Source organism: Proteus faecis (assembly GCF_003144395.1).
Classification (GTDB): domain Bacteria; phylum Pseudomonadota; class Gammaproteobacteria; order Enterobacterales; family Enterobacteriaceae; genus Proteus; species Proteus faecis.
Map to the genome: position 1 here is coordinate 170,354 of NZ_PENZ01000032.1, position 24,519 is coordinate 194,872.

Sequence of the window (24,519 nt, forward strand, 5' to 3'; positions counted from 1 at the left end):
GCTGTTTTATCGGTCTTGCTATATCTAAAAAGGCTTGATATAACGACGTTTGCAAAATTTGCCATTAATGGTGAAAAATAACGCATAAAATTATGGGGATGAAAGCGTGAATAAAACTCAACTGATCGACAAAATTGCTGCAAATGCAGATATCTCAAAAGCGGCAGCAGGTCGTGTTGTAGATGCTCTGGTTGCTTCTATTACTGAATCTTTACAAAAAGGTGATGATGTAGCATTAGTAGGTTTCGGTACTTTCACTGTACGTGATCGTGCTGCTCGTACAGGCCGTAACCCACAAACAGGTAAAGAGATCCAAATTGAAGCTGCAAAAGTTCCTGCATTTCGTGCAGGTAAAGGCTTAAAAGACGCAGTTAATCAATAATAGTTGAACTTATTTTCTGCCAATTTGTTATTAGCTTAACGTTATGGGTAAACAGAAAACAACTCAATTAAAAAATGAAGCGCATCTTTTTGAGATGCGCTTTTCTTTTTTAGATTATAAATCACGATTAAACCTTGTATTCTCTGGCGATAAAACGTGAAACTGAAGTGGTCATTTGATAGAATGACCCGTTGTTCTATAACTGAAATAGACAACAATGAATGATTCAGTGATGAGTTAACTGCCATTAATCAATGAATCAAATAATGCTGTTTAGTTTTCTCTTAGTTATAGAAAGTGCGTGTTAGGACTGTGCATTAATACGGGACTGGCTGTTTTTAATGATTGTCGCGTGTCGCGACATTTTGATATTAAGCCAGCATGAGCATATTATCTTTTCGCTGTGCTCAAAATAGTCGTGTAACACCCATAAAAATAATTTTTATTTCACCAAACGGAGCCTCGTCTCGTTATGATGGACAACATTCGTTCCACTGCTAATAATCCATTTATAAAAATATTATTAGCTGTGATTATCCTCTCCTTCGTCCTAACTGGTGTGGGCGGATATCTCTTTAGTTCAGGCGTTAATGATGCAGCTGAAGTTAACGGATATAAAATTAGCCGTGCTCAATTAGAGCAAGCTTACCAGCAACGTCGTGCTCAATTACAACAAGATATGGGTGAAAATTTTGCTGCTCTTGCTTCCTCAGAAGAAGGCCAGAAACTCATTCGCCAACAAGCGCTTGATTTATTAATCAACCAAGCATTACTTGATCAATTTGCACAAAAGCTGGGTATCTCAGCCGGTGATCAGCAAATTAGAGATGCTATTTTTGCACTTCCTTACTTTCAAACTGACGGCAAATTTGACAATAAGAAATATGTCGATTTATTGAAAGGCAATAATATCGATGCGGATGCCTTCGCAGAAGGTATTCGTCAAAATCTAATTAACCAGCAATTAAGATTTTCTATTCAAGGCACCGATTTTGCCTTAGATAGTGAAGTTAAAGAGTTTGCTGGATTAATGCTACAAAGCCGTAATGTACGTTTAGCATCATTAGACATTCAGCCATTCCTCGAAAAAGAAACGGCATCTGATGAAGAAGTGAAAGCGTTCTATGAGCAAAATAACCAAATGTTCATCGCGCCAGAGCAATTTAAAGTTAGCTATATCCAATTAAATGCTCAAAAAGATTTTAATAATATCAATATTACTGATGAAGAAGCGAAGGCTTACTACGATGGTCATATTGATGAGTTCACGGCTGCAGGACAGAAACAGTACAGCATCTTAGTATTAGCTGATGAAGCTTCGGCTAAAGCAGCAGAAGACGAGCTGAAAAAAGGCGCTGATTTTGTTTCATTAGTGAAAGAAAAATCTATTGATAGTTTCTCTAAAAAACAAAATGGTTCTTTAGGTTGGATAACTATCGGACAAGAGTTACCCGAGCTGGCTAATGCAAGTTTGACAGAAAAAGGTCAAATTTCTGAACCTGTTAAAATCAGCAATGGCTACGCAATTTTCCGCCTTGATGATGTCAAACCCTCTGTTGTAAAACCATTTGATGATGTGAAAACAGATTTATTGGCAAAAATGCGTGAAAACAAAGCAATTGATGATTTCTTCGCATTACAACAAAAAGTGAGCCAAGCTGCATCTAATGATAACGACACATTAGCTCCTGCTGCTAAAGCAGGTAACGTGACAGTAGTTAATACTGATTGGTTTGATGAAAATACGGTTCCAGCACCATTAAATAATGAAAAACTCACCCAGTTAATTTTTGGGGGGTCATTAGTGGATGAAAATGGCCCAACAGGCATGAATTCAGACATGGTGACATTAGGTAATGACAGTGCATTTATCGTGCGTGTAGAAGGTTATAAGCCTTCAGCAAGCCAACCATTAGACAAAGTGCGTGATCAGGTTGTTATGCTGGTTAAACAGCAAAAAGCATCACAAGCAATGAATGCAGAAGCCCAAAAACTTTTAGCAGCATTGAAAGAAGGTAAAGGCGAAGAAGCACTGAAAGCTGCTAATGTTTCGTTTGGTAGTGAAGAAAGCATTGTTCACTCATCTGCAACAGATGCAGTACAAACGGCTATTTTCTCTATGCCAAAACCTGCTGAAGGTAAAAAAGAGTATGGTATGACTAATGTACCTGGTACTAAAGTCGTCCTTATTCAATTAGATAGCGTAACAGATGGTAAACCAACATCTGAACAACTTGAGTTTATGACTAACCTTTATCGTGCTCAGATGGGCGAAGAAGCGTTACAACTCATGTTACGTGACCTAAAAGATAACGCTAAAATTGAAATTTTTGATAAAGATTATCAATAATCGAATTTTAATTATTACAGTGAAAACCCAGCATAAAGCTGGGTTTTTTTATGCCGATTCACTTTGCTAAATTAAATAACCTCGTCTCTCGAAAAATTCATACTTGAGAGCAAGTTCTAAAATCTTTTGTAATGCTGCTTTTATTCATTTTTATTTTTCCTACTCTCTCGTAGTTTTGTTTTTAGATAATTGCCTATTTATCAATATGTTGTCATTCTTTTCTTGCATTCAGAATCCTCTGTTTGCGATTAAATTTAAAATTATTGAATAAAAGGAAATTATGATTATGAAAATGGATAAAAAAATGTTGTCAGGTTTTATGGCCTCTATCTGCCTAGCTTTGGGATTAGGTCTTTCTCCTCTCTCTTATGCAGAAGAAACCCCCACTTCAACACCAACGGTTTCTATTGAAACTCACTCATCTGTTGCTCGTGATACTAAAGAAAACAAAGCCAGTACAGAAGGTAAAGTTAATTTAAACACGGCAACAGTAGATGAATTAATGGGGTTAAAAGGGATCGGAAAAGCGAAAGCGCAAGCGATTATTGATTACCGCGAACAGTTAGGGCGCTTTACCACTATCGATGAACTTGAAAAAGTTTTTGGAATTGGTATGAAGTTAGTTGATCAAAATCGTGATTTTATTGTTATTAATTAAGGTATTTGTTCTTATACGGTATTGAGTATAAGTAATAGAAGAAACGTGAATATTGATTAAAAACTCCGTGTTTCTCTTTGATCTCTGTTTTGATAAGAGAAACACGTTTTCTTAGTGTTTTTCTGTCGAAAGAAAATGAGTAAACCTATATCAGGCAATTACTAAATTTATTTTCTTGGCTATATTTAAGGTATCGCAAAAAAATCTATAAAAGCTTTATTAGAATAATCAAGAGGTAATAAATTGATATGAGCACATTAATTAAAGTTTATGGCTTTCATTTAGATGTTTTTGAACATGTGAATAATGCACGTTATCTTGAGTTTTTAGAGCAAGCCCGATGGGATTGGATCGAACAACATTTAGATTTTGATTGGTTTAAGCGCAATGGTTTGGCATTAGTGGTTGCTAATATCAATATTAATTACCGCTTACCTGCAAATTTAGGTGATGAGTTACTCATTGATTGTAATATTGCTGAAGTGGGGGTTAAAAGTGGTGTGCTTTCTCAAAAGATTGTGAGAAAAAAAGATGGCGCACTTATTTCTGATGCATTAATTACTTTTGTTCTTGTTGATATCAATACAAAAAAAGCGCTGACATTAACAGAACAGTTAAGAGAGAAGCTTGAATATGTACGTCAATCATCCTAATACATAGAGAGTATTAAAAATTTATCACTAAATATGCCTAGGCTAATCTAAGATGATTTAATGCAGTGATAATGTTTGATGAATTATCACTGCATAAGTGAGTAGAATAGCGGGTAGCAGTGATAATAAGTAAGATAATTAAGTAAGGTCATTACGATAATTATTTAAGACCCACTTTCTGTTTCATTGTTTGCATAATAAGTGTTTTATCAGCTAAGTAAGTGTTTAGTCCGCGTTGTCTTAAATGACAAGCCGCACATTCACCACAGCCATCACCTTGAATACCGTTATAACAAGTTAATGTTTCATTACGAACGAAATCTAACTTTTTATAGTAATCAGCAAGCGCCCACGTTTCAGCTTTATCTAGCCACATTAATGGTGTGATAAATTTAATATCACGAGCAATACCTAAGTTGACAGCATGATTCAGTGCTTTTACAAATTCATCACGACAATCAGGGTAGCCCGAGAAATCTGTTTCACAAACACCTGTTATGACACTCTCAGCTCCAATTTGATAAGCATAAATTGCTGCTAAAGTAAGGAAAAGAATATTTCTACCCGGTACAAAGGTACTAGGAATATCACTTTCTTCACTTTCTTTGAAATCAGGAACAGGAATATTGTCGCGAGTTAGGCTACTAATAGCGAGTTCATTGAGTAAACTTACATCTAAAACTTTATGCGCAGCTGCCCCCAGTAATTGACTTACTTTTTGTGCTACCTCAATTTCTTCTTTATGGCGTTGCCCATAATTAAACGTAATGCAATGTACTTCATCGTACTTTTCCAAGGCTTGAATAAGGCAGGTTGTCGAATCTTGTCCACCACTAAAGACAACGACCGTTTTTTTCATCAGAATACTCCTGAATATTGAATTTTTATAAGGATTAGTACGCATAAAAGTACAGATATTATGGCAATTTGTTACCGATTTATCATTAGATGATTACTCTTATAATAAGGGGCAGGTTATCATTATTTTTTGTAGGGGCATATTTTGAAGGAGTATCTATGTTAGATAAGATTGACCGTAAACTATTAGCGCTGTTACAGGAAGACTCAAGCCTCTCACTGAATACTTTGGCTGAGGCTGTTAACCTAACCTCAACGCCTTGCTGGAAACGATTGAAAAGACTAGAGGATGAAGGGTATATTCGTAAACGCGTTGCACTGCTTGATAGTGAAAAAATCGGGCTAGGTCTAACAGTTATTGTTATGATTAGAACACAGCAACATAATAGCGAATGGTACGAACAGTTTGTTTCATTTGTTAAGCAAATGCCAGAAGTACTGACATTCTATCGAATGGCGGGTGAGTGTGATTATCTAATGCATGTTGAAGTAGTTGACATGAAAAGTTACGACCTATTTTATAAGCGTATGGTAAATGGCGTACCGGGTCTTATTGATGTGACTTCTAACTTCGCAATGGAAAAAATTAAATACACAACGGCAATGCCGATACCTGAATAAGGTTCATCTTTACCAACTGGCACTTTTATTTTTTGTATAACCTTAGGATTTAAGGCGTGGCTCTATTTTCACAGCTCAGTTGGTATTTTCTCAGTGAATGGCGTCGCTATTTAGGTGCCATTTTCTTATTGATGGTTATCGCAGTATTACAGGTGATCCCGCCAAAGATTGTTGGGATTATTGTTGATGGTGTTGATAACCATAGTCTGACGTTTAGCCAAGTGATGAATTGGATTGGTGTGATGGTATTAATTGCCCTCGCAGTTTATCTTTTGCGTTATTTTTGGCGTCTTTGGTTATTTGGTGCATCTTATCAATTAGCAATAAAACTGCGGATGCAAATTTATCAACAACTTAATCAACAATCTTCCTCATTTTATCATCGCTATCGTACAGGCGATTTAATTGCACGTACCACCAATGATGTAGATAAAGTCGTTTTTGCAGCGGGCGAAGGTGTACTGACCTTAGTGGATTCTATGGTTATGGGGCTTGCTGTGCTCGTCATGATGAGTATTCAGTTAAGTTGGGAACTAACACTGATTTCATTATTACCGATGCCACTCATGGCGATTTTGATTAAGCGATATGGCGATAAATTACATAGTCGTTTTAAAACCGCACAAGCACTTTTCTCTTCGCTTAATAATCAAGCTCAAGAAAGCTTGAGTAGTATTCGTATGATCAAATCATTCGGGCTAGAGCAACAGCATGCATCTCGTTTTGAGGATGTGGCAAAAGAAACAGGACGCCAAAATATGCGTGTTGCAAGAGTTGATGCGCTCTTTGATCCTACTATTTTTATGGCTATTGGGTTTGCTAATTTACTCGCAGTTGCTGGCGGTAGCTATTTTGTTATTAACGGCAAAATGACATTGGGTGAATTAACCAGCTTTGTGATGTATTTGGGGCAAATGATCTGGCCAATGCTGGCTTTAGCATGGATGTTCAATATTGTTGAGCGAGGCAGTGCTGCTTATAGTCGAATTAATAGTTTATTGAATGAAAAAATCGATATGGTTGATGGCGAATTGTCACCAAAGCAAGGTCGAGGTGTGTTATCCGTTGATATCAAACGATTCCAATATCCTGAACAGTCAACAGAAACACTGAAAAATATTCATTTCACATTATCACCGGGTGAAATGTTGGGGATTTGTGGAATAACGGGAAGTGGAAAAAGTACATTACTTACCGTCATTCAACGACTTTACGATGTGACTGAAGGGGAAATTTGTTTTCAATCTATACCCATTTATCAATTGAAACTTGATGAATGGCGGGCACGATTGGCCGTTGTTAATCAAACACCCTTCCTATTTTCAGATACCATTGCGGGAAATATTGCTTTAGGCCGTCCTGATGCGACAAAAGAAGAGATAGAGTGTGTTGCGAAATTGGCAAATATTCACGAAGATATTTTACGTTTACCTGAAGGGTATCAAACACAGGTAGGTGAAAAAGGTGTGATGTTATCCGGTGGACAAAAACAGCGTATTTCTATTGCTCGAGCACTATTATTGGATGCTGAAATTTTATTATTAGATGATGCACTATCTGCTGTTGATGGACAAACCGAATATCAAATCTTGCAAAACTTGTCGCAATGGCGAAAAGATAGAACATTAATTATCAGTGCTCATCGTTTATCTTCATTGGTTGGAGCGACAAATATTTTAGTTTTAAAACAAGGTGAGGTTATAGAGCAAGGTACACATCAGCAGTTAATTTCAATACCGGGTTGGTATCAAGATATGTACCATTATCAGCAATTAGAGGCCGCGCTGGATGACGATGAATAAAAATAAATCCGTTAAAGCGCTATTGCCTGCATTAAAGCGTCTTTTGACTTATGGTAAAACCTATCGCAAACCTATGACATGGGGTGTCATTATGTTGTGGGTAGCTGCCGTTGCAGAAGTGGGAGGCCCATTAATTGTAGGCTATTTTATTGATGCAAAAGTGGCCACGAATAATGTGGAATTAATGTCATCATTAGGTCTAGCGTTAGCTTTTATTCTTTTGCAAGTGATTGCTGCCACACTTCACTATTATCAAGCCATTGTGTTCAATCATGCTGCCGTTGGGGTTGTACAACAATTACGTACAGATGTAATGAGTGCGGCACTAAAACAGCCATTAAGTGCTTTTGATAATCAGCCTGTGGGGCAGTTAATCTCTCGTGTAACAAATGATACCGAAACGATTAAAGATTTGTTCGTGAATGTGTTGCCGACATTATTCCGAGCGATTGCTTTAGTGGTTGTAATGTTAGTAGCTATGTTTTTATTAGACTGGCAAATGGCATTAATTGCGATGACAATCTTCCCTGCGGTTATCGGTGTAATGATGCTTTATCAGCGACTGAGCACGCCTATTGTACGTAATGTGCGTCATTTTCTTGCCAATATTAATGATGGTTTCCACGAAGTGATTAATGGTATGTCAGTTATTCAGCAATTTAGGCAACAAGCTCGTTTTGGTGAAAGAATGTCAGATGACAGCTGGCAACATTATCAAGCACGTATGAAAGCGTTAAAACTTGATGGTCTGTTATTACGTCCTTTATTAAGTATGCTCTCTGCGTTGGTTCTGTGCGGTTTATTAATATTGTTTGGGTATCAGGGGAGTGCAGTTATTGGTGTTGGGGTTATCTATGCATTTATCAGTTATTTAGGTCGATTAAATGAACCCTTGATCACATTGACATCACAGCAATCGATTCTACAACAGGCGGTTGTCTCTGGTGAGCGCGTTTTTGAACTGATGGATGCACCTTTACAGCACTACGGCTCATCAACACATTCTATCACTCAAGGTAATATCGATGTTAGCTCTCTTTGGTTTGCGTATCGTGATGAGCAATGGATATTAAAAGATATCAATTTAACTATTCCTGCTCGCCATTTTGTCGCATTCGTTGGGCACACAGGAAGTGGCAAGAGTACTTTAGCCAGTTTATTAATGGGTAATTATCCTTGGCAAAAAGGCAGTATTTCTTTAGATAGGCAACCATTAGAAGCGTATTCTCATGCTGCATTGCGCAGTGGTATTGCGATGGTGCAGCAAGATCCCGTTTTATTATCGGGTTCACTGTATGACAACATTACGTTAGGGCGTGAATGTGAGGAGTCACATTTATGGCATGTATTAGAAACAGTTCAACTTGATCAATGGGCTAAAGCTTTACCTGAAGGGTTGCAAACAGAACTTGGTGAACAAGGTAGTCGCTTATCCTCTGGTCAAAAACAGTTGCTTGCATTGGCGCGTGTATTATTAATACCTCCTCGTATTCTTATTTTGGACGAGGCAACAGCAAATATTGACTCAGGGACAGAACAAGCTATACAGAAGGCGTTAAAAGTAGTTAGGGAAAAAACAACACTGATTGTTATTGCTCACCGACTTTCCACTATTATTGAAGCCAATGAAATTGTGGTGCTTCATCGTGGTGCAATTGTTGAGCAGGGGGATCATGCTAAGTTACTCTCGCAAAAAGGGCGATACTATAATATGTATCAATTACAGCAGGTCAGAGAATCTTTACAAGAACAAACTCCTCTTGAAGTAGAATAATAACCTTAAATAAAAAAATATAATTTTAGAGGGCACATCATCTTAATGTATGTGCCCTTTTTGATTTCCCAATTATCTCGCTTTTATCAAAATAGCTATCGTATTTTTGCACCAACTCGGTGATTCTTTTCATTTAAATTATTTTAAAAGTTTATTTTTTCTTAAATATCAATTAATTAAATAATGGCATGCCTTTTGCTTTTCTATGTAGGGTTTGTTCTTTCAAATATCGACGAGGTTTATATGAAATATATCATCGCCATTATTAAGCCATTTAAATTAGAAGAAGTACGAGAGTTGCTCTCTGAGTTAGGTATAAAGGGAATGACAATCAGTGAAGTAAAGGGATATGGGCGACAAAAAGGACATGCGGAGTTGTATCGAGGGGCTGAATACGAAGTTAATTTTCTCCCCAAAGTAAAAATAGAACTTGCTATTTGTGATGAGCAACTAGAGCCAGTTATGCAAGTGATTATGCAAGCGACTGATACAGGGAAAGTCGGTGATGGAAAAATTTTTGTTTTTGAATTATTACAGGCAGTCCGTATTCGTACCGGCGAGTCTGGTGATGAAGCACTTTAAAGGAGATATTCGATGAGACGCTTACTTTCTTTACTATTAATGTTAGTGCTTACACACTTTTCTTCATCTGCATTTGCGACTGAAACAGGGGTTGTTGATAAAGCGGATAATAGTTTTATGTTGATATGTACAGCTTTAGTCTTTTTTATGACGATGCCTGGTATTGCTCTATTTTATGGTGGGTTATTGAGAGGGAAAAATGTACTTTCTTTGATTACACAAGTGATGATGATCTTCAGTGTTGTCGTTATTCTTTGGGTTACCTTTGGCTATAGTTTGGCATTTACCGCGGGTAATAAAATTTGGGGTGGGTGGTCACTTACTTTTTTGAATAACGTATCACTAGATTCACTTTCTGGTTCAATTAATCAGTATGTGCATATTGCTTTTCAAGGATCTTTTGCTGTTATCACTGTTGCATTAATTATTGGGGCATTAGGAGAGCGTGTTCGCTTTTCTGCACTGCTCATTTTTACGATTATTTGGTTCACATTTTCTTATATCCCTATTGCACATATGGTATGGGGAGAAGGTGGTTGGTTAATCGATGATGGGGCATTAGATTTTGCAGGGGGAACCGTTGTTCATATTAATGCGGCTATTGCGGCTCTTGTTGGTGCTTACTTACTTGGTAAACGACGTGATAGCCAGCACACAGCGCTTAAACCTCATAATTTACCAATGGTCTTTACCGGTACCGCGGTGCTCTATATTGGTTGGTTTGGTTTTAATGCAGGCTCTGCGGGTAGTGCAAATGCAATTGCGGCTTTAGCATTTCTAAATACAGTAATTGCAACGGCAGGCGCTGTACTTTCTTGGACGGCATCAGAATGGATCACTAGAGGCAAACCTTCTATGTTAGGTAGTTGTTCTGGTTGTATTGCAGGATTAGTTGCGATTACACCTGCGGCTGGCACGGTTGGAGTGATGGGTGCTTTATTTATCGGTGTAATAGGAGGGATCATTGGGCTTTGGGGCGTCGTTGTTCTAAAGCGCTGGTTAAAGGCAGATGATGTTTGTGATGTTTTCGGTATTCACGGTACTTGTGGTATTGCCGGTTGTTTATTAACAGGGGTATTTACGGCTTCATTTTTAGGGGGCGTGGGATATAGCGATGGTATGACACTCAGTAAACAAGTTTTAATTCAATTAATGAGTGTCGTGATCACGGTGATTTGGTCAGGTGTTGTGGCTTATATCGGTTTTAAAATTGCAGATAAGCTAGTGGGCTTGCGAGTTTCAGAAGAGGAAGAGCATGATGGGTTAGATCTAACCACTCATGGTGAAAGAGCTTATCAACAATAATTGTCTATTCCCCCTCGTTTGAGGGGGGAATATACCAAGGTATTATTTTGAATGTTTAGCGCGTTTTTGACGAATAACCCCTTCTTGAACAGAAGATGCTACTAGTTGACCGTTTGTATTATAGAATTTACCTCTAACAAATCCTCTACCACCTGATGCCGAAGGGCTTTCAATCACATAAAGTAACCAATCATCCACACGGAATGGGCGATGAAACCACATAGAATGGTCAATCGTGGCGACCTGCAGACTTGTATCCATAAAACCTAAACCATAAGGTTGGAGAGCGGTTGGTAAAAAGTCAAAATCAGAAACATAACCGAGTAAATATTGATGCAAGAAAGGATCGGCTGGTATTTCACCACGACTACGATACCAAACATAGCGTTCAGCAGGTGCTTTAGCGTAGCCAAAAGGGCTAAAATATTGCACAGGGCGTGCTTCAAACGGTGTTTCTCTAAGTGCTAACGATTTAATCGGTTCGGGTAATTTAGGCGCTAAGTTCTTTAAGATCTCATCTTGTGAGATAAGCGCATTTGGAAAAGGAACATCAGGCATTGCATCTTGATGTTCAAAACCTTCTTCAAATTCTTGAAAAGAAACGGTCATATAAAAAATAGGTTTACCATGCTGAATAGCACTGACTCTACGAGTACTAAATGATCCACCATCACGAATAAATTCCACATCATAAACGATAGGCTTATGGCTATCACCAGGACGTAAAAAGTAGCTATGAAATGAGTTGATATAGCGGTTATCAGCTATTGTCTGTTTTGCTGCATATAGTGCTTGTCCTACAACTTGCCCACCAAAAACTTGCGGTAATCCTAAATCTTCGCTTTGGCCTCTAAATAGACCTTCTTCTATTTTTTCAAGTGCCATCAAATTGATGAGATCTTTCAATGCTTGACTCATAGTGTACCTGTATCTTTAGATCTGGTTATTTTTTATAAAGTTGATTATATACAATCCTAAGAATATAAAAAAATAATCTCCCTTTTTATCTTGTCGCAATCTAATCATAAATGAACAGAGTTGATGAGATTATTGTTTGAGTGCTTTTTGATAAATTTATGGCAGGTAAAAAAGATTTGGAGTCAATTGAATAATCAATGAGTGCGGGTTTGGGTAATTAATAATCACTTAGGCTCGCTTTCCTTGCTATTTGGATCAGTTTAAAACATAATGCGTAACGTCTTAGCAATAAGACAATCTATGGGGTCTTGTTGGTTCTCCCGCAACGCTAACTTGTTAACTCGGTCAGGTCCGGAAGGAAGCAGCCATGGCAGGTGTCGCGTGTGCCGGGATGTCGCTGGCAAGGCCCCACCCAATTTTTAGCCCTTCATAACTTTTAATTTCTCAGCATTTCGAATCTCTTATCACTTTTATCTTCTTAGGTTTATTTTTCCTTATAATTTTTACTCTCTATATGTGTTTTTTGAGTGCTATTCTCTTTGGATTTGAGAGTCAATATTATTGAATAGAAAACGGTATGCTCTATGTATCATTTTATTATTGGAAGATTTACGGTAATGTTTATAAATGGCAGGAATATTTGGGTAAAGAAATGCAGTCATGCCGTAATAAGTTAACGGCATGATGGTGTGTAATTATTCTACTGATAAGAAAACGTGAATAAAACGATATCTAAATTAAGAACTAATAACCCTACTACTATAAAAAATAAAATAGCAAAAATAAAACTAAGGCAATTAAATAGAACTAGATTATCTTACAAATTTCCAAACAGATGCTGGGATTTTATCATATAGCTTATTCATTGTGAGTTCAGCTAAACGGTGGTCTGCTGCTGAATAAAACAGTTCCAGTTCATCATCAGAGAGTTCATATTTGTTTTTTTCAATTACACGTTCTAATGTTTCGATTGAAGTACATTTTCTTAAACGCATTAGATAGTCTGTCTTAGTCATGTTGTCTTTTCTCTATTATTAAAATAAAACTAAAGATAATTAAAATTACTTAATATAACTTTTTGGGTTTTTGGCAATGAGAGTTAAAAGTGACTGGTTTAACTCTTTCCAATTATTGATATCTGAGTAAGAAATTGATGTATTACCAAATAAACGATAAGTCTCTTCAAGGTACTCTTCTATAAGCGTATTAATTACATGTTTATCTGGGTACTTAATCTTAAATTTCCAACTAAAGTCCATAATGTGTTCAATTAGGACATTAAGGTCAACGCTTTTTGTGCTACTTAGATCGTTGTACCAAACCGTGCTGCCTTTATCTAATGAGTCTAAAGCTTGCTGTAATAGCTCTTCGCACAAAAACGACAATTCGGCTAAATCTACTTTTTCTGGTGAATATTCGTCCATAACATATCGCAATTGAATTAATAGAAATATTCATTAATAAAGATAAATACTTAAAGTTGAGCTTATTAATGAGATACATCACATAATTCATTAATGGATTAATAAAAAACATAAACTGAAAATGGGTGTTTATATTTACTCGTATGCTAAAAGGGTTTAATAATTATATTTATTATTTCTAACAAAGTAATAGCATATCGAAAGACAATACTAAATTGCATACGGAATCACACACGAATGAGTTTAAAACTTACACAATAAGTATTTCTTTGCTTAATATAGCACTATTATTGCATAAGTCACTATCTGAACGACAGAAATTTGTCTATTTTCGTAAAAATCAAAAAATCCCAATTAAAGAGTATTTGTTTTAACATGATGATTATATTGGTTTTTATTATATTTTAAATGCTTAGGCGTGTAAATGAGGTATAAATATCGTTGTTATTTATAAATAACAGAACTATCTCATTTTGACAAAAAGTCACATATAAGAAAAAAAATAAAATGAATTTATTGATTAAAGAGATATTACCTCAAAATAATATAATGAAACAATTTTTCATTTTAAACAATATATCCATAGATAAAGAAAAAGGTCGCTTTCGCGACCTTTTTGGCATTATCACTCAAATTAGTGTGAATGATTTGGGTGTTCTAAATCTTCATTTTTCTTCGCAAACCGTCTACGGATCACGACGAAGAAAATAGGAACGAAGTAGATAGCAAGAGAAGTCGCGGCAATCATACCACCGAATACACCTGTACCTACTGAGTTCTGAGCACCAGAACCTGCACCGTTACTTAATACCAGAGGAATAACCCCTAACATAAAGGCCAGTGAAGTCATTAGAATTGGACGTAGACGCATTCTAACAGAGTCTAACGTTGCTTCTATGAGTCCTTTACCTTCTTTTTCCATCAAGTCTTTGGCGAATTCAACAATCAAGATTGCGTTTTTCGCCGATAACCCAATGGTTGTTAAGAGCCCAACCTTAAAGTAAACGTCGTTTTCAAGGCCTCTTAGTGATGTTAATGCAAGAGCACCAATAACACCAAGTGGAACGACTAACATTACAGAGAATGGTACTGACCAGCTTTCATAAAGAGCAGCAAGGCAAAGGAATACAACTATCAAGGAAATGGTATACAGCGCAGGCGCTTGGTTACCAGATAAACGTTCTTGATATGACATTCCTGTCCACTCATAACCGATACCGCTTGGTAGTTTACTTGCGAGATCTTCCATCATGAGCATTGCATCACCACTACTTTGACCCGGTGTTGCACTACCTTGAATTTGAACTGCTGGTAAACCGTTATAACGCTCTAAACGAGGAGAGCCGTATAACCAAGGATCTTTACTTGTATCAATGAACGATGAGAATGGAACCATCTGACCGACATTGTTACGAACATAAAGATTACCAATATCTTGTGGCAACATACGGAATTGTGATTCAGCTTGAACGTAAACTTTCTTAACACGACCACGGTCGATAAAGTCGTTTACATAGCTACCACCAAACATCGTACCTAATGTTGAATAGATATCCGTAATTGCAACACCTTGAGCTTGTGCTTTTTCTAGGTCGATATAGAGACGATACTGTGAAGTATCTTCCTGACCGTTAGGACGCACGCCCATTAACATTTGAGGTTGTTGCGCTGCCATTCCGAGTAATTGATTTCGAGCTTCCATGAGTTTATCGTGACCGAGGTTAGCTTTATCCACTAACTCGAATTCGAAACCACCCGCAGAGCCTAATTCAACAATTGCTGGAATGTTAAATGAGTAAACAAAGGCTTCTTTAATTTGGGATAATGCCATGTTGGCACGCGCTACAATAGCCGGAACTTTGTCTTCCTCTGCTTTACGTTCATCCCAATCATTCAATACAACGAAGACCAGACCCATATTTTGTCCTTGACCACCGAAGCCGAAGCCACTTACGGTAAAGACAGATTTAACGAGCTCTTTCTCATCAGTATTGAAGTAGTCGTTTACTCTTTCTAGTACGTCTTGTGTTTGTTCTTGTGTTGAACCAGCAGGTAACTGAACCATTGTCAGTAATACACCTTGGTCCTCTTCAGGTAAGAACGATGCGGGTAAGCGAATAAACATTAACGCCATACCTGCCACTAATAAAACGTAAATTAATAAGTAACGTCCTGTACCACGAAGTGTACGGGATACACTGTCAGTATAGTGATGACTACTCTTTTCAAAGGTACGGTTAAACCAACCAAAGAAACCAGTTTGCACACCATGACTGCCTTTCGGTACAGGTTTTAACATCGTTGCACAAAGTGCAGGTGTTAAAATCAATGCAACGAAAACAGATAGAACCATTGCTGATACAATGGTGATAGAGAACTGGCGATAAATTGCACCAGTTGAACCACCAAAGAATGCCATTGGAATAAATACCGCAGAAAGCACTAGGGCGATACCGACCAATGCACCTTGGATTTGTCCCATGGATTTACGAGTTGCTTCTTTCGGTGATAACCCTTCTTCTTGCATTACACGTTCGACGTTTTCTACTACAACGATGGCATCATCTACCAGAAGCCCGATAGCAAGTACCATCGCGAACATCGTCAAGGTATTTATCGAATAACCGAACGCCGAGAGTATGGCGAAGGTACCTAGCAATACAACAGGCACTGCAATTGTTGGAATTAACGTCGCACGGAAGTTCTGTAAGAACAGATACATAACTACGAATACCAACATGATTGCTTCAATAAGCGTTTTTACCACTTCGAAAATAGAGATCTTAACGAATGGCGTTGTATCGTAAGGATAAACGACCTCTAATCCCGCAGGGAAGAACGGTTCCATTTCAGCTAATGCAGCACGTACCGCGGTTGCTGTATCTAGTGCGTTAGCACCTGTTGCTAATTTAATACCGATACCAGAAGCAGGTAAGCCATTAAAGCGAGCAATAGTACTGTAGCTTTCTGCTCCCATTTCAACGACACCGAGATCTTTTAGCTTAACCTGTGAACCGTCGGTATTAACCTTCATCAGGATATCGCCAAATTGTTCTGCGGTATTGAGTCGAGTTTGAGCAATAATTGATACGTTTAAACGCTGACCTGGAACAGGAGGTGTACCCCCCAATTGTCCTGCTGCCACTTGGTTATTCTGTGCTCTGATTGCACCAATAACATCAAGTGTGGTCATGTTATATTTCACCAGTTTATCGGGATCTAACCAAATACGCATGGCGTATTGAGTACCAAATAACTGGGTTTCACCCACACCGGTAACACGGCTTAATGGGTCTTTAATCGTTGCACCCACATAGTCTGCAATATCATCTTGTGACATTGAGCCGTCACTTGAGATGAATCCTGCAACCATCAAGAATGAACTTGAGGATTTATCAACACTAATCCCTTGTTGTTGCACTTCCTGAGGTAATAACGGCATAGCAAGTTGCAGTTTATTCTGCACCTGTACTTGCGCAATATCAGGATCAGTACCTGCTTCAAAGGTCAGAGTGATATTCATCATACCCGCTGAGTCACTGGTCGCAGACATATACACCATGTTATCGATACCATTCATATTCTGTTCGATAACTTGGGTTACAGTGTTCTGCACAGTGGTGGCGTCAGCACCAGGATATACCGCAGAGATAGAAATTGCTGGCGGTGCAATCGTTGGATACTGGGCAACAGGCAGTTTGATGAGTGCCAGAAGACCTGCGAGCATGGTAATTATCGCAATTACCCACGCAAATATCGGTCTATCTATAAAAAACTTAGGCATGGATCACCGACTCCTTATTGAGGATTCTTAGCTGGCTCAGTTTGTTCAGGTGATGGCTTCGCATCTAAATTCTCTTCTTGAGGCGTTACTGTCATCTTAGGTTTTGCTTTTTGCAACCCAGAAACGATAACGCGCTCACCAGCCTGAACACCACTATTAACGAGCCATTTATTACCAACAGCTTGTGATACTTCTATGGTACGAACTTCAACAACATTGTCTTTATTAACAATCATTGTTGTTGCATCACCACGAGCTGTACGAATAACGGCTTGCTGTGGAATTAAAACTGCATTTTGACGAATACCATTTTCTAACTTAGTGCGAACAAACATACCTGGTAATAGCTCCCCATTTGGGTTAGGTACGATAGCACGCATAGTAATTGAGCCTGTTGTTTCATCAACAGTCACATCAGAAAATTCTAAATGGCCTTTCTGTGCGTAAGCTTGCCCATTAGTCAGTGTTAAATGAACAACAGGTTTGCCTTGCTCTTGACGAATAACACCACTTTCAATTTCGTTTTTGAGTTTTAGGTAGTCTTCGCTAGATTGTGTCACGTTGACGTAAATCGGATCAATTTGCTGAACAGTTGTCAGTGCCACTTGTTGACCTGGAGCGACAAGCGCGCCTTCAGTCACAGTAGATTTACCTGAACGGCCTGAAATAGGTGCTGTTACTTTTGTGTATTCAAGATTAATTTTTGCAGTCGTTACAGCTGCTTCACCCGCTTTAACGGCAGCAACCGCTTGTGCGTATTGAGACGTAGCTGTATCAAAATCTTGTTTACTGACGTAGTTTGTACCTAGCAGAGGCTTATAACGCTCTACAGTGAGGCGCGCTATTTCAGCATTCGCTTTCGCTTTTGCTAATTCAGCTTTTGCACTATTTAAAGTTGCTTCAAAAATAGCTGGGTCGATTTGATACAAAGATGTACCCGCTTCTACATAGCTACCTTCAGTATAATTGCGCTTTAAAATAATGCCGCCAACTTGAGGGCGAACTTCAGCAATACGGAAAGCTGATGTACGACCTGGTAAATCAGTGGTGATTGTCAGAGCTTCTGCTCCTAAAGTCACAACACCCACAGCCGGTGCAGGAGGTGGACCTCCAGCAGACTGTTTAGCTTTGTCGTCACATCCAGCAAGAACCAAGCTGCCTGATAGCACTAACAGAGCCAGAGGCAAAACCCCTCTGTTTTTTCGCATAAGAAAACCTCTATTCAAACGTTGTTTCCCGGGATAAAAATAATTAAGTTGATGATTGATTGCGATGTATAGTACAAACATACATGAATGTATGTAAATTAACTTCAGTCAAAATCGAGGATTAATGGCACGAAAAACTAAACGGCAGGCACAAGAAACAAAACAGCAGATTATTGATGCTGCACTTAGGCTGTTTACTGTGCAAGGCGTTTCTGCCACATCACTTTCAGATATTGCATCCGCGGCGGGTGTTACCCGAGGCGCAATATATTGGCACTTTAAAAATAAAGTGGATTTATTTACTGAAGCGTGCGAACTCACCGACTTAAAAATAGAATCTTTAGAATTAGAGTATCAAACAAAATATCCAGATGATCCACTATTTGTATTAAGAGAATTGCTTATTTACATATTGACATCCATTGTCGAAGATCCTAAACATAATTCACTTTTAGAAATATATTTCCATAAATGCGAATTTGTCGGTGAAATGACGCCAATTGTTGAAATTCGCAGAGAATTGTGTGCAGCGGATCACTCTAGAATAGAACAATCTTTATTTCGTTGTGTTGAAAAAAAACAGCTTCCTGCCAACCTTAATTTAAGAAGAGCCGCCATTATGTTAAGAGCAATGATGACGGGTCTTGCCGAAAATTGGTTATTTTCACCAGAAAGTTTCTCTATCAAAGATGAAAGTCAATATTTGGTTGATAGCTTTATTGATATGATAAAGCACAGCGCGAATATGAGAATATCAGCGTCATCTTAATTTATTATTAAACTTGAGGAAGAGGTTTATGAGTAAGGTATTAGTAATTGCTAATGGTGCGGCTTACGGCAATGAATCATTATTTAACGCACTGCGTTTATCTATAACTTTGAAAGAACAGCATCCAGAAACTGAGTTAAATATTTTTTTAATGTCAGACGCAGTGACAGGGGCTTTGGCGCGTCAACAACCTAAAGAAGGTTATAACTTACAGCAAATGCTGGAAATTTTAACAGCACAAAATGTGCCTGTTAAACTATGCAAAACCTGTACAGATACTCGTGGTATCAGTGATTTACCTCTTGTTGATGGTGCAGAATTAGGTACGTTAGTGGATTTAGCTCAGTGGACACTGGATGCTGATAAAATCCTGACTTTCTGATCATCATTTCGTTTTCTCAGGCGAGAAACAGGCCAAGCAACTTGTGCTGTTTACACTGCCAATTTAAAGCAATTGGATTATAATAATAAACAGTTTTTCAATATTAATTGAACAAGTTGCTTAACCATGCGTAATCAAACTTTTTTTTCTCAGTTCAATAATCGAATAATGACGACTCTTTTCGCCACGATTATTATGTTTGTTTTTTTGAGTTTCTCCATCACCTCAGTTTTAGCAGCAGTACCCAGTAATTTACCCACTCAAGAAAGTATTCAAAACCAGCTTAATTTATTAAACAAACGTAGCGAGCTAAGTGCAGAAGATAAATTAACGATTGCTGACTTGGAACAATCTCTTTTATTACTTGATAATATTCAACAGCTAGAAAAAAAATTAGCAAGTTATGATAAAACCGTCGAGCAATTACCAGAAAAACTGCGTAATGCGCAATATCAACTTAATCAGTTAAAACAGAAAGTCGCTAATAAAGAAGCAGGAGACTATCAAAAGTCACTAGAAGCATTACCGTTAGCAACATTAGAGTCACAATTAGAGACTGTCTTACAATCATTACAAAAAGCGCAAGACGATTTAGCCAATTACAGCAATGAACTTATTGTGTTACAAACACAACCAGAAAGAGCACAGTCTGTTTTATTTAATAACTCAGAAAGACTGCAACAAATAAGAATCTTGTTGAATAAAAGTAGTGCAGATAAAGCACAAATGCGGCCTTCAGCAGTACAATTATTGCAAGTAGAACAATATTATCTTCAACAACAAAACAATTATCAAAAACGCACCTTACAATTTAATGTGCAACTACAAAGCCTATTACAACTCCAACGTGATTATAGTTCTGCTTATATCGACCTTTCCCAAGAACATGCTCAACTCATCCAAGAAGAGATTAGTAATAAGCGTTTAGACAGTTCAGAAGAAACGGCGAAAGAAGCGCAAAGTACAGGACTTGAAAATCAGGAAATTAATAATAATCCTTTTTATTTAGAGCAAACAGAAATCAATAAACATCTTAGTGATAAGTTGATTGTTACAACGCAAAATAATAATGAGTTAAATCGCCATAGCCTAATGGTCAAGAATCGTTTAGATCGAGCAATTCAATCTGAGCGAAATTTAAAAGAACAAATTGATGTCCTCAAAGGAAGCTTATTGCTTTCTCGTATCTTATTTGAAGAGCAAGTTGATTTACCGGATGGTATTTTTATTAATAACTTACCCGATAAAATTGCGGACTTACGTTTAGAGCAATTTGAAATAAATAAACAACGCGATCAAATAATACAGCCCAGTGTTTATATTGATCAGTTGATGCATGAATACCAAGTCGCTCATCCTGAAGCCTCTGATCCTCATGCACAAAAAGAGTTACGTAGCGCATTAGAATTACTCGTTGATGCTAGACGTGAATTACTTGATAAGCTCAACAACCAATTAGGTAATCAAATCTCAGGTTCGATTAACCTACAAATGGATCAACAACAATTACGCAGTGTGGTCAGTTCACTCGAAAACACATTGGCTCAGCAAATTTTCTGGGTAAGCAGTAATAAGCCAATTAATCTTAATTGGTTTTCAGCATTCCCTTCTCAGGCTATTGCAGAGTTTCAAGGTTTTAAACTCTATTGGTCAAATGAAAATCTGCTGATCGGGGCTAAGAAATCACTTCCTGTTCTTATTGCGTTAATTTTGTTCGGTTCAATACTGATTTGGCAACGTAAGAAACTTGATATTCAGTTTGAAAAACTCAACGGAGATATAAATAAACTCAATAAAGATTCTCAGTTACATACACCGCTTGCACTGGGAATTGTTTTTCTTAAAACCTTACCTCTGTCTTGTTTTGTCTTAGCGATAGGATATTGGCTAATAAATAGCTTTAATGTACAACAAGAGTTTATCTGGTCCTTCGCTTGGCAATTTGCGGTATTTTGGCTGATGTTCGAATGGTCTTATCGCTTAATGTCTGACAATGGTGTTGCGGTAAAACATTTTAAAATTCCCGTAGAGCGAGTCCAACAAAACCGTAAGCGTTTATTACGGCTTTCTTTTCCTATGTTGCCGATTATTTTACTTTCTGCTTATGGCATTAATAATCCATTGTTGCTGGTGGGCGATGTGATTGGGCAGTTAGTTGCGATTATTTCATTATTTGGTATTAGTTTTTTCACACTGCCATTTTGCCGTGAAATGTGGCAAGAAAAAGGTAACCATGTTATTAGAACCGTTGTGATTACTTTATTAACGTTTTCACCTTTAATTTTAATGGGTTTAGTGATTTTTGGTTATTACTATACGGCGTTACGCTTGGCAAATCGTTGGATTGATAGTTTATATCTGCTGATGTTGTGGTTTATTGCTTACCACGCTAGTTTGCGCGGATTAACCGTTGCGGCGAGAAGGCTTGCATATCGTCGAGCGCTTGAACGTAGGCAAGCTATGTTAAAAGAGAAAAAAGAAGGTGAAGATAACAGTCTTGAACCTATTCAAGAGCCACCAATGGATATGGAGCAAATTAATCAGCAATCATTAAGGCTGACAACGATGATCTTATTTATCATCTTTGCTTCTAGTTTCTATGGAATTTGGTCTGATTTTATTACTGTTTTTACCTATTTGGATGGCATAACGCTCTGGAATTACACATTACCGACAGAACTCGGTAATGTTGTTAAGGCAGTTACTGTTGCAGATCTATTATTGTCTGTTTCTATTATGGCCATTTCTTGGTTTATGACTCGAAATTTACCGGGATTGTTAGAGGTATTAATTTTATCTCGTATAAAACTGCAACAAGGTGCTTCTTACGCGATCACAACCATTTTGACCTACATTATTATTGCTATTGGAACCATCGTATCACTGGGAATATTAGGTGTAGCATGGGAAAAACTGCAATGGTTAGCGGCGGCTTTAACAGTTGGTTTAGGGTTTGGTTTACAAGAGATATTTGCAAACTTTGTGTCTGGCTTAATTATTTTGTTCGAAAGACCTGTCAGAATCGGTGATACGGTGACTATTGGTACTTATTCCGGTACGGTTAGCCGAATTCGAATTAGGGCAACGACAGTGACTGACTTTGATCGCAAAGAAGTGATTATTCCAAATAAAGCATTTGTAACCGAACGGCTTATTAACTGGACACTCTCTGATACGGTGACACGTATTATTATTCAAGTAGGTGTTGCTTATGGCTCTGATCTCGATAAGGTCAAAGCGATCTTAATGAAGGCGGCTAAAGATAATGTCAGAGTGATGACAGAACCAGAGCCAGTGGTGCTATTTACTGAATTTGGGGCAAGTACTCTGAACCATGATTTGCGTTTTTATGTTAGAACATTAGGCGATAGAAATATTGCAATAGATGAAGTTAACCGTGCTATTGATAAGCTATGTAATGAAAATAATATCAATATTGCGTTTAACCAACTTGATGTCTATTTGCATAATAAACAAGGTGATGAAGTACAAGAGGTAAAACGTCCTCTTGATGGCTCAACACCTGAGGCTAATACGCCTTTTGCTTAATTAAAGGGATGAATGAGTAGATTGTGCTGCTAATTTTTTTTCATAATCTTGGCGCACAATCTCAAGTGCTTCTAGTGCTGTTTTAGGATCAATATGGTGACTTTCCAGTAAATAGATAAGTTCGACGGCCAATTGAACAGACTCAGGTGCTTCTTTTAAACTCATGTTCACTTCCTTTAAAATTTATCTTCTTGTTTTTCAATGCTCTTTTCGATAGAGAACAGGGCATTTTTGCAACGTGCAAGGCGATTTTCAAGCGCGGCAATTTCTTTTTGTAACGCTTGTTGATTTATAAAATTCTGTGTTTGTATTAATGAAAGCTCTCTATCTTGGATCATGGCGTGTAATCGACGTTCATAATCCTGATGTTGGGCAAGTTTTTGGTATAAATCGACACTTTTTTTTCGTTGAGTAAGCTGGTTTTCTTGCTTTCTTAGTGTTTGTGTTGATAATTCACGAGTTAATGCTTCAATTTGTTGTAGGATTTGTGTGGCCAGAAATTTAACCTGCTGGCCTCGTTGTGCCTCAACACAAGCGATTAACTGGGTAAAATTATCGCGGATCTGTTGCATATAGCCACCAAGGGAATCACTTCGGCGGTGGAATAGTGCTGTGTCGAAGCAAGGTGCTGCAATTTTTTTGTTTGCAATAGGCGCCACTGTTTCGGCTAGATTGTCTATCTGTTTTTTAAACAAGCTTAAAGGATCGGGTTTGTTCATCTGGTTCTTGTCCCTGTTTTGATAAAAACATGAATTGACTTAAAGCAACAAAAAAGAGTTGTTAATTGGCTTTCTGTTGCATTTTAACGGCATATTGCATAGATTCTATCGTTTCGTTTTTTATTATGGCACTGATTATGACTGCTAACGCGCAACAACTGCAATTTATTAAAGACAGTATTGAGACCATTCCTGATTATCCAAAAGAAGGGATATTATTCCGTGATATCACTACATTATTAGATAATCCTGCTGCATATCAGGCAACCATTGATTTATTGGTAGAACACTATCAAGGTCAGGGTATCACTAAAGTTGTGGGTACCGAAGCGCGTGGCTTCCTATTTGGTGCTCCTGTCGCTTTACGCCTAGGTGTTGGTTTTGTTCCTGTTCGTAAAAAAGGTAAATTGCCTCGCGAAACGCTCAGTGAAACTTATGATCTGGAATACGGCACAGATACTTTAGAGATCCACAAAGATAGCATTACGGATCAAGACAAAGTATTAATGGTCGATGATTTACTGGCAACAGGTGGCACCATTGAAGCAACTGCTCGTCTTATCCGCCGTTTAGGGGGGACTGTGACAGAAGCCGCATTCATTATCTGCTTACCTGATTTAGGCGGTATCGAACGCTTAGAAAAACAAGGTGTTCACAGCTTTACACTGGTTGATTTTCCAGGACATTAATTTCTTCACTGTTTAGCGAAAAACGCCGTAAACCCTCGCCCAATGCGGGCGGGGATATAAGGCGAAAAGCCCGCAGGGCTTTAAAGATCAAT

The 24,519-nt window shown here is 37.9% G+C and carries 21 protein-coding genes and 1 other RNA gene; 14 read left to right on the forward strand and 8 right to left on the reverse strand.

The window, feature by feature from the left end; genetic code table 11:
• The first annotated feature begins 106 nt into the window (after positions 1 to 106).
• The 4 genes from hupB to DK858_RS09385 all read left to right on the forward strand — a co-directional run bounded on the left by hupB (position 107) and on the right by DK858_RS09385 (position 4,043).
• Complete coding sequence (hupB, locus tag DK858_RS09370) at positions 107 to 382, forward strand: nucleoid-associated protein HU-beta (protein ID WP_036911695.1); 276 nt, start codon at positions 107 to 109, stop codon at positions 380 to 382.
• 472 nt (positions 383 to 854) lie between these two features.
• Positions 855 to 2,732, forward strand: a complete 1,878-nt coding sequence (ppiD, locus tag DK858_RS09375) for a peptidylprolyl isomerase (protein WP_109397177.1) — start codon at positions 855 to 857, stop codon at positions 2,730 to 2,732.
• 286 nt (positions 2,733 to 3,018) lie between these two features.
• Positions 3,019 to 3,390 carry a ComEA family DNA-binding protein gene (locus tag DK858_RS09380; RefSeq protein ID WP_228407275.1) on the forward strand — a complete coding sequence of 124 codons (372 nt, stop codon included), beginning with the start codon at positions 3,019 to 3,021 and terminating at the stop codon, positions 3,388 to 3,390.
• Positions 3,391 to 3,638: 248 nt separating this feature from the next.
• Entirely contained in the window at positions 3,639 to 4,043 is a 405-nt protein-coding gene (locus DK858_RS09385; RefSeq protein ID WP_109397178.1) for an acyl-CoA thioesterase, read from the forward strand.
• Between the two features lie 160 nt (positions 4,044 to 4,203).
• On the opposite strand, the gene queC is transcribed toward DK858_RS09385, so the two are convergent.
• Complete coding sequence (gene queC, locus DK858_RS09390) at positions 4,204 to 4,902, reverse strand: 7-cyano-7-deazaguanine synthase QueC (RefSeq protein WP_109397179.1); 699 nt, start codon at positions 4,900 to 4,902, stop codon at positions 4,204 to 4,206.
• 158 nt (positions 4,903 to 5,060) lie between these two features.
• Between queC and DK858_RS09395 the strand changes: the two genes are divergently transcribed.
• The 5 genes from DK858_RS09395 (at position 5,061) to amtB (ending at position 10,985) form a co-directional block, all read left to right on the forward strand.
• A complete protein-coding gene (locus tag DK858_RS09395; protein ID WP_036911686.1) occupies positions 5,061 to 5,522 on the forward strand; it encodes an Lrp/AsnC family transcriptional regulator in 462 nt (153 codons plus the stop codon).
• Positions 5,523 to 5,578: 56 nt separating this feature from the next.
• Entirely contained in the window at positions 5,579 to 7,324 is a 1,746-nt protein-coding gene (locus DK858_RS09400; protein ID WP_109397180.1) for a SmdA family multidrug ABC transporter permease/ATP-binding protein, read from the forward strand.
• On the forward strand, positions 7,311 to 9,098 hold the full coding sequence (locus DK858_RS09405) for a SmdB family multidrug efflux ABC transporter permease/ATP-binding protein (protein WP_109397181.1): 1,788 nt from the start codon (positions 7,311 to 7,313) through the stop codon (positions 9,096 to 9,098). The genes DK858_RS09400 and DK858_RS09405 overlap by 14 nt, the downstream gene beginning before the upstream one ends.
• 243 nt (positions 9,099 to 9,341) lie before the next feature.
• Complete coding sequence (glnK, locus tag DK858_RS09410) at positions 9,342 to 9,680, forward strand: P-II family nitrogen regulator (protein WP_109397182.1); 339 nt, start codon at positions 9,342 to 9,344, stop codon at positions 9,678 to 9,680.
• A 12-nt stretch (positions 9,681 to 9,692) separates the two neighbouring features.
• Complete coding sequence (amtB, locus tag DK858_RS09415) at positions 9,693 to 10,985, forward strand: ammonium transporter AmtB (RefSeq protein ID WP_109397183.1); 1,293 nt, start codon at positions 9,693 to 9,695, stop codon at positions 10,983 to 10,985.
• 42 nt (positions 10,986 to 11,027) lie between these two features.
• On the opposite strand, the gene tesB is transcribed toward amtB, so the two are convergent.
• Positions 11,028 to 11,903 (reverse strand): acyl-CoA thioesterase II, encoded by an 876-nt coding sequence (gene tesB / locus DK858_RS09420; protein ID WP_109397184.1) that lies wholly within the window; start codon positions 11,901 to 11,903, stop codon positions 11,028 to 11,030.
• 309 nt (positions 11,904 to 12,212) lie between these two features.
• On the opposite strand from tesB, the gene ffs reads away from it, so the two are divergent.
• Positions 12,213 to 12,309: signal recognition particle sRNA small type (gene ffs / locus DK858_RS09425), an RNA gene on the forward strand.
• A 406-nt stretch (positions 12,310 to 12,715) separates the two neighbouring features.
• Here ffs and DK858_RS09430 read toward each other — a convergent pair.
• The 4 genes from DK858_RS09430 to DK858_RS09445 form a co-directional block, all read right to left on the reverse strand.
• Entirely contained in the window at positions 12,716 to 12,919 is a 204-nt protein-coding gene (locus DK858_RS09430; RefSeq protein ID WP_006535062.1) for an HHA domain-containing protein, read from the reverse strand.
• 45 nt (positions 12,920 to 12,964) lie between these two features.
• On the reverse strand, positions 12,965 to 13,327 hold the full coding sequence (gene tomB, locus DK858_RS09435) for an Hha toxicity modulator TomB (protein WP_109397185.1): 363 nt from the start codon (positions 13,325 to 13,327) through the stop codon (positions 12,965 to 12,967).
• Positions 13,328 to 13,961: 634 nt separating this feature from the next.
• Positions 13,962 to 17,111 carry an efflux RND transporter permease subunit gene (locus DK858_RS09440; RefSeq protein ID WP_109397186.1) on the reverse strand — a complete coding sequence of 1,050 codons (3,150 nt, stop codon included), beginning with the start codon at positions 17,109 to 17,111 and terminating at the stop codon, positions 13,962 to 13,964.
• A gap of 14 nt (positions 17,112 to 17,125) precedes the next feature.
• Complete coding sequence (locus DK858_RS09445; RefSeq protein ID WP_109397187.1) at positions 17,126 to 18,319, reverse strand: efflux RND transporter periplasmic adaptor subunit; 1,194 nt, start codon at positions 18,317 to 18,319, stop codon at positions 17,126 to 17,128.
• 124 nt (positions 18,320 to 18,443) lie between these two features.
• On the opposite strand from DK858_RS09445, the gene acrR reads away from it, so the two are divergent.
• The 3 genes from acrR to mscK all read left to right on the forward strand — a co-directional run bounded on the left by acrR (position 18,444) and on the right by mscK (position 23,019).
• Positions 18,444 to 19,088: a multidrug efflux transporter transcriptional repressor AcrR gene (acrR, locus tag DK858_RS09450; RefSeq protein ID WP_109397188.1), complete on the forward strand. Its 645-nt coding sequence runs from the start codon at positions 18,444 to 18,446 to the stop codon at positions 19,086 to 19,088.
• A gap of 28 nt (positions 19,089 to 19,116) precedes the next feature.
• On the forward strand, positions 19,117 to 19,470 hold the full coding sequence (locus tag DK858_RS09455; protein WP_023580846.1) for a DsrE/DsrF/TusD sulfur relay family protein: 354 nt from the start codon (positions 19,117 to 19,119) through the stop codon (positions 19,468 to 19,470).
• 168 nt (positions 19,471 to 19,638) lie between these two features.
• Positions 19,639 to 23,019: a mechanosensitive channel MscK gene (gene mscK / locus DK858_RS09460; RefSeq protein ID WP_228407277.1), complete on the forward strand. Its 3,381-nt coding sequence runs from the start codon at positions 19,639 to 19,641 to the stop codon at positions 23,017 to 23,019.
• On the opposite strand, the gene rsmS is transcribed toward mscK, so the two are convergent.
• On the reverse strand, positions 23,020 to 23,184 hold the full coding sequence (rsmS, locus tag DK858_RS09465; protein WP_109397190.1) for a pleiotropic regulatory protein RsmS: 165 nt from the start codon (positions 23,182 to 23,184) through the stop codon (positions 23,020 to 23,022).
• Between the two features lie 11 nt (positions 23,185 to 23,195).
• Positions 23,196 to 23,738 (reverse strand): primosomal replication protein PriC, encoded by a 543-nt coding sequence (gene priC / locus DK858_RS09470; protein WP_109397191.1) that lies wholly within the window; start codon positions 23,736 to 23,738, stop codon positions 23,196 to 23,198.
• A gap of 137 nt (positions 23,739 to 23,875) precedes the next feature.
• Here priC and apt point away from each other — a divergent pair, with 137 nt between their 5' ends.
• On the forward strand, positions 23,876 to 24,427 hold the full coding sequence (gene apt / locus DK858_RS09475; RefSeq protein ID WP_036911661.1) for an adenine phosphoribosyltransferase: 552 nt from the start codon (positions 23,876 to 23,878) through the stop codon (positions 24,425 to 24,427).
• Positions 24,428 to 24,519 lie beyond the last annotated feature (92 nt).

Coding starts and splice junctions, on each gene's coding strand:
- queC (WP_109397179.1), bottom strand. CDS start 4,902: ATGAAAAAAACGGTCGTTGTCTTTAGTGGTGGACAAGATTCGACAACC.
- ppiD (WP_109397177.1), top strand. CDS start 855: ATGATGGACAACATTCGTTCCACTGCTAATAATCCATTTATAAAAATA.
- mscK (WP_228407277.1), top strand. CDS start 19,639: ATGACGACTCTTTTCGCCACGATTATTATGTTTGTTTTTTTGAGTTTC.
- DK858_RS09385 (WP_109397178.1), top strand. CDS start 3,639: ATGAGCACATTAATTAAAGTTTATGGCTTTCATTTAGATGTTTTTGAA.
- priC (WP_109397191.1), bottom strand. CDS start 23,738: ATGAACAAACCCGATCCTTTAAGCTTGTTTAAAAAACAGATAGACAAT.
- DK858_RS09405 (WP_109397181.1), top strand. CDS start 7,311: ATGACGATGAATAAAAATAAATCCGTTAAAGCGCTATTGCCTGCATTA.
- tesB (WP_109397184.1), bottom strand. CDS start 11,903: ATGAGTCAAGCATTGAAAGATCTCATCAATTTGATGGCACTTGAAAAA.
- DK858_RS09395 (WP_036911686.1), top strand. CDS start 5,061: ATGTTAGATAAGATTGACCGTAAACTATTAGCGCTGTTACAGGAAGAC.
- rsmS (WP_109397190.1), bottom strand. CDS start 23,184: ATGAGTTTAAAAGAAGCACCTGAGTCTGTTCAATTGGCCGTCGAACTT.
- DK858_RS09445 (WP_109397187.1), bottom strand. CDS start 18,319: ATGCGAAAAAACAGAGGGGTTTTGCCTCTGGCTCTGTTAGTGCTATCA.
- tomB (WP_109397185.1), bottom strand. CDS start 13,327: ATGGACGAATATTCACCAGAAAAAGTAGATTTAGCCGAATTGTCGTTT.
- amtB (WP_109397183.1), top strand. CDS start 9,693: ATGAGACGCTTACTTTCTTTACTATTAATGTTAGTGCTTACACACTTT.
- acrR (WP_109397188.1), top strand. CDS start 18,444: ATGGCACGAAAAACTAAACGGCAGGCACAAGAAACAAAACAGCAGATT.
- glnK (WP_109397182.1), top strand. CDS start 9,342: ATGAAATATATCATCGCCATTATTAAGCCATTTAAATTAGAAGAAGTA.
- DK858_RS09455 (WP_023580846.1), top strand. CDS start 19,117: ATGAGTAAGGTATTAGTAATTGCTAATGGTGCGGCTTACGGCAATGAA.
- DK858_RS09380 (WP_228407275.1), top strand. CDS start 3,019: ATGAAAATGGATAAAAAAATGTTGTCAGGTTTTATGGCCTCTATCTGC.
- apt (WP_036911661.1), top strand. CDS start 23,876: ATGACTGCTAACGCGCAACAACTGCAATTTATTAAAGACAGTATTGAG.
- DK858_RS09440 (WP_109397186.1), bottom strand. CDS start 17,111: ATGCCTAAGTTTTTTATAGATAGACCGATATTTGCGTGGGTAATTGCG.
- DK858_RS09430 (WP_006535062.1), bottom strand. CDS start 12,919: ATGACTAAGACAGACTATCTAATGCGTTTAAGAAAATGTACTTCAATC.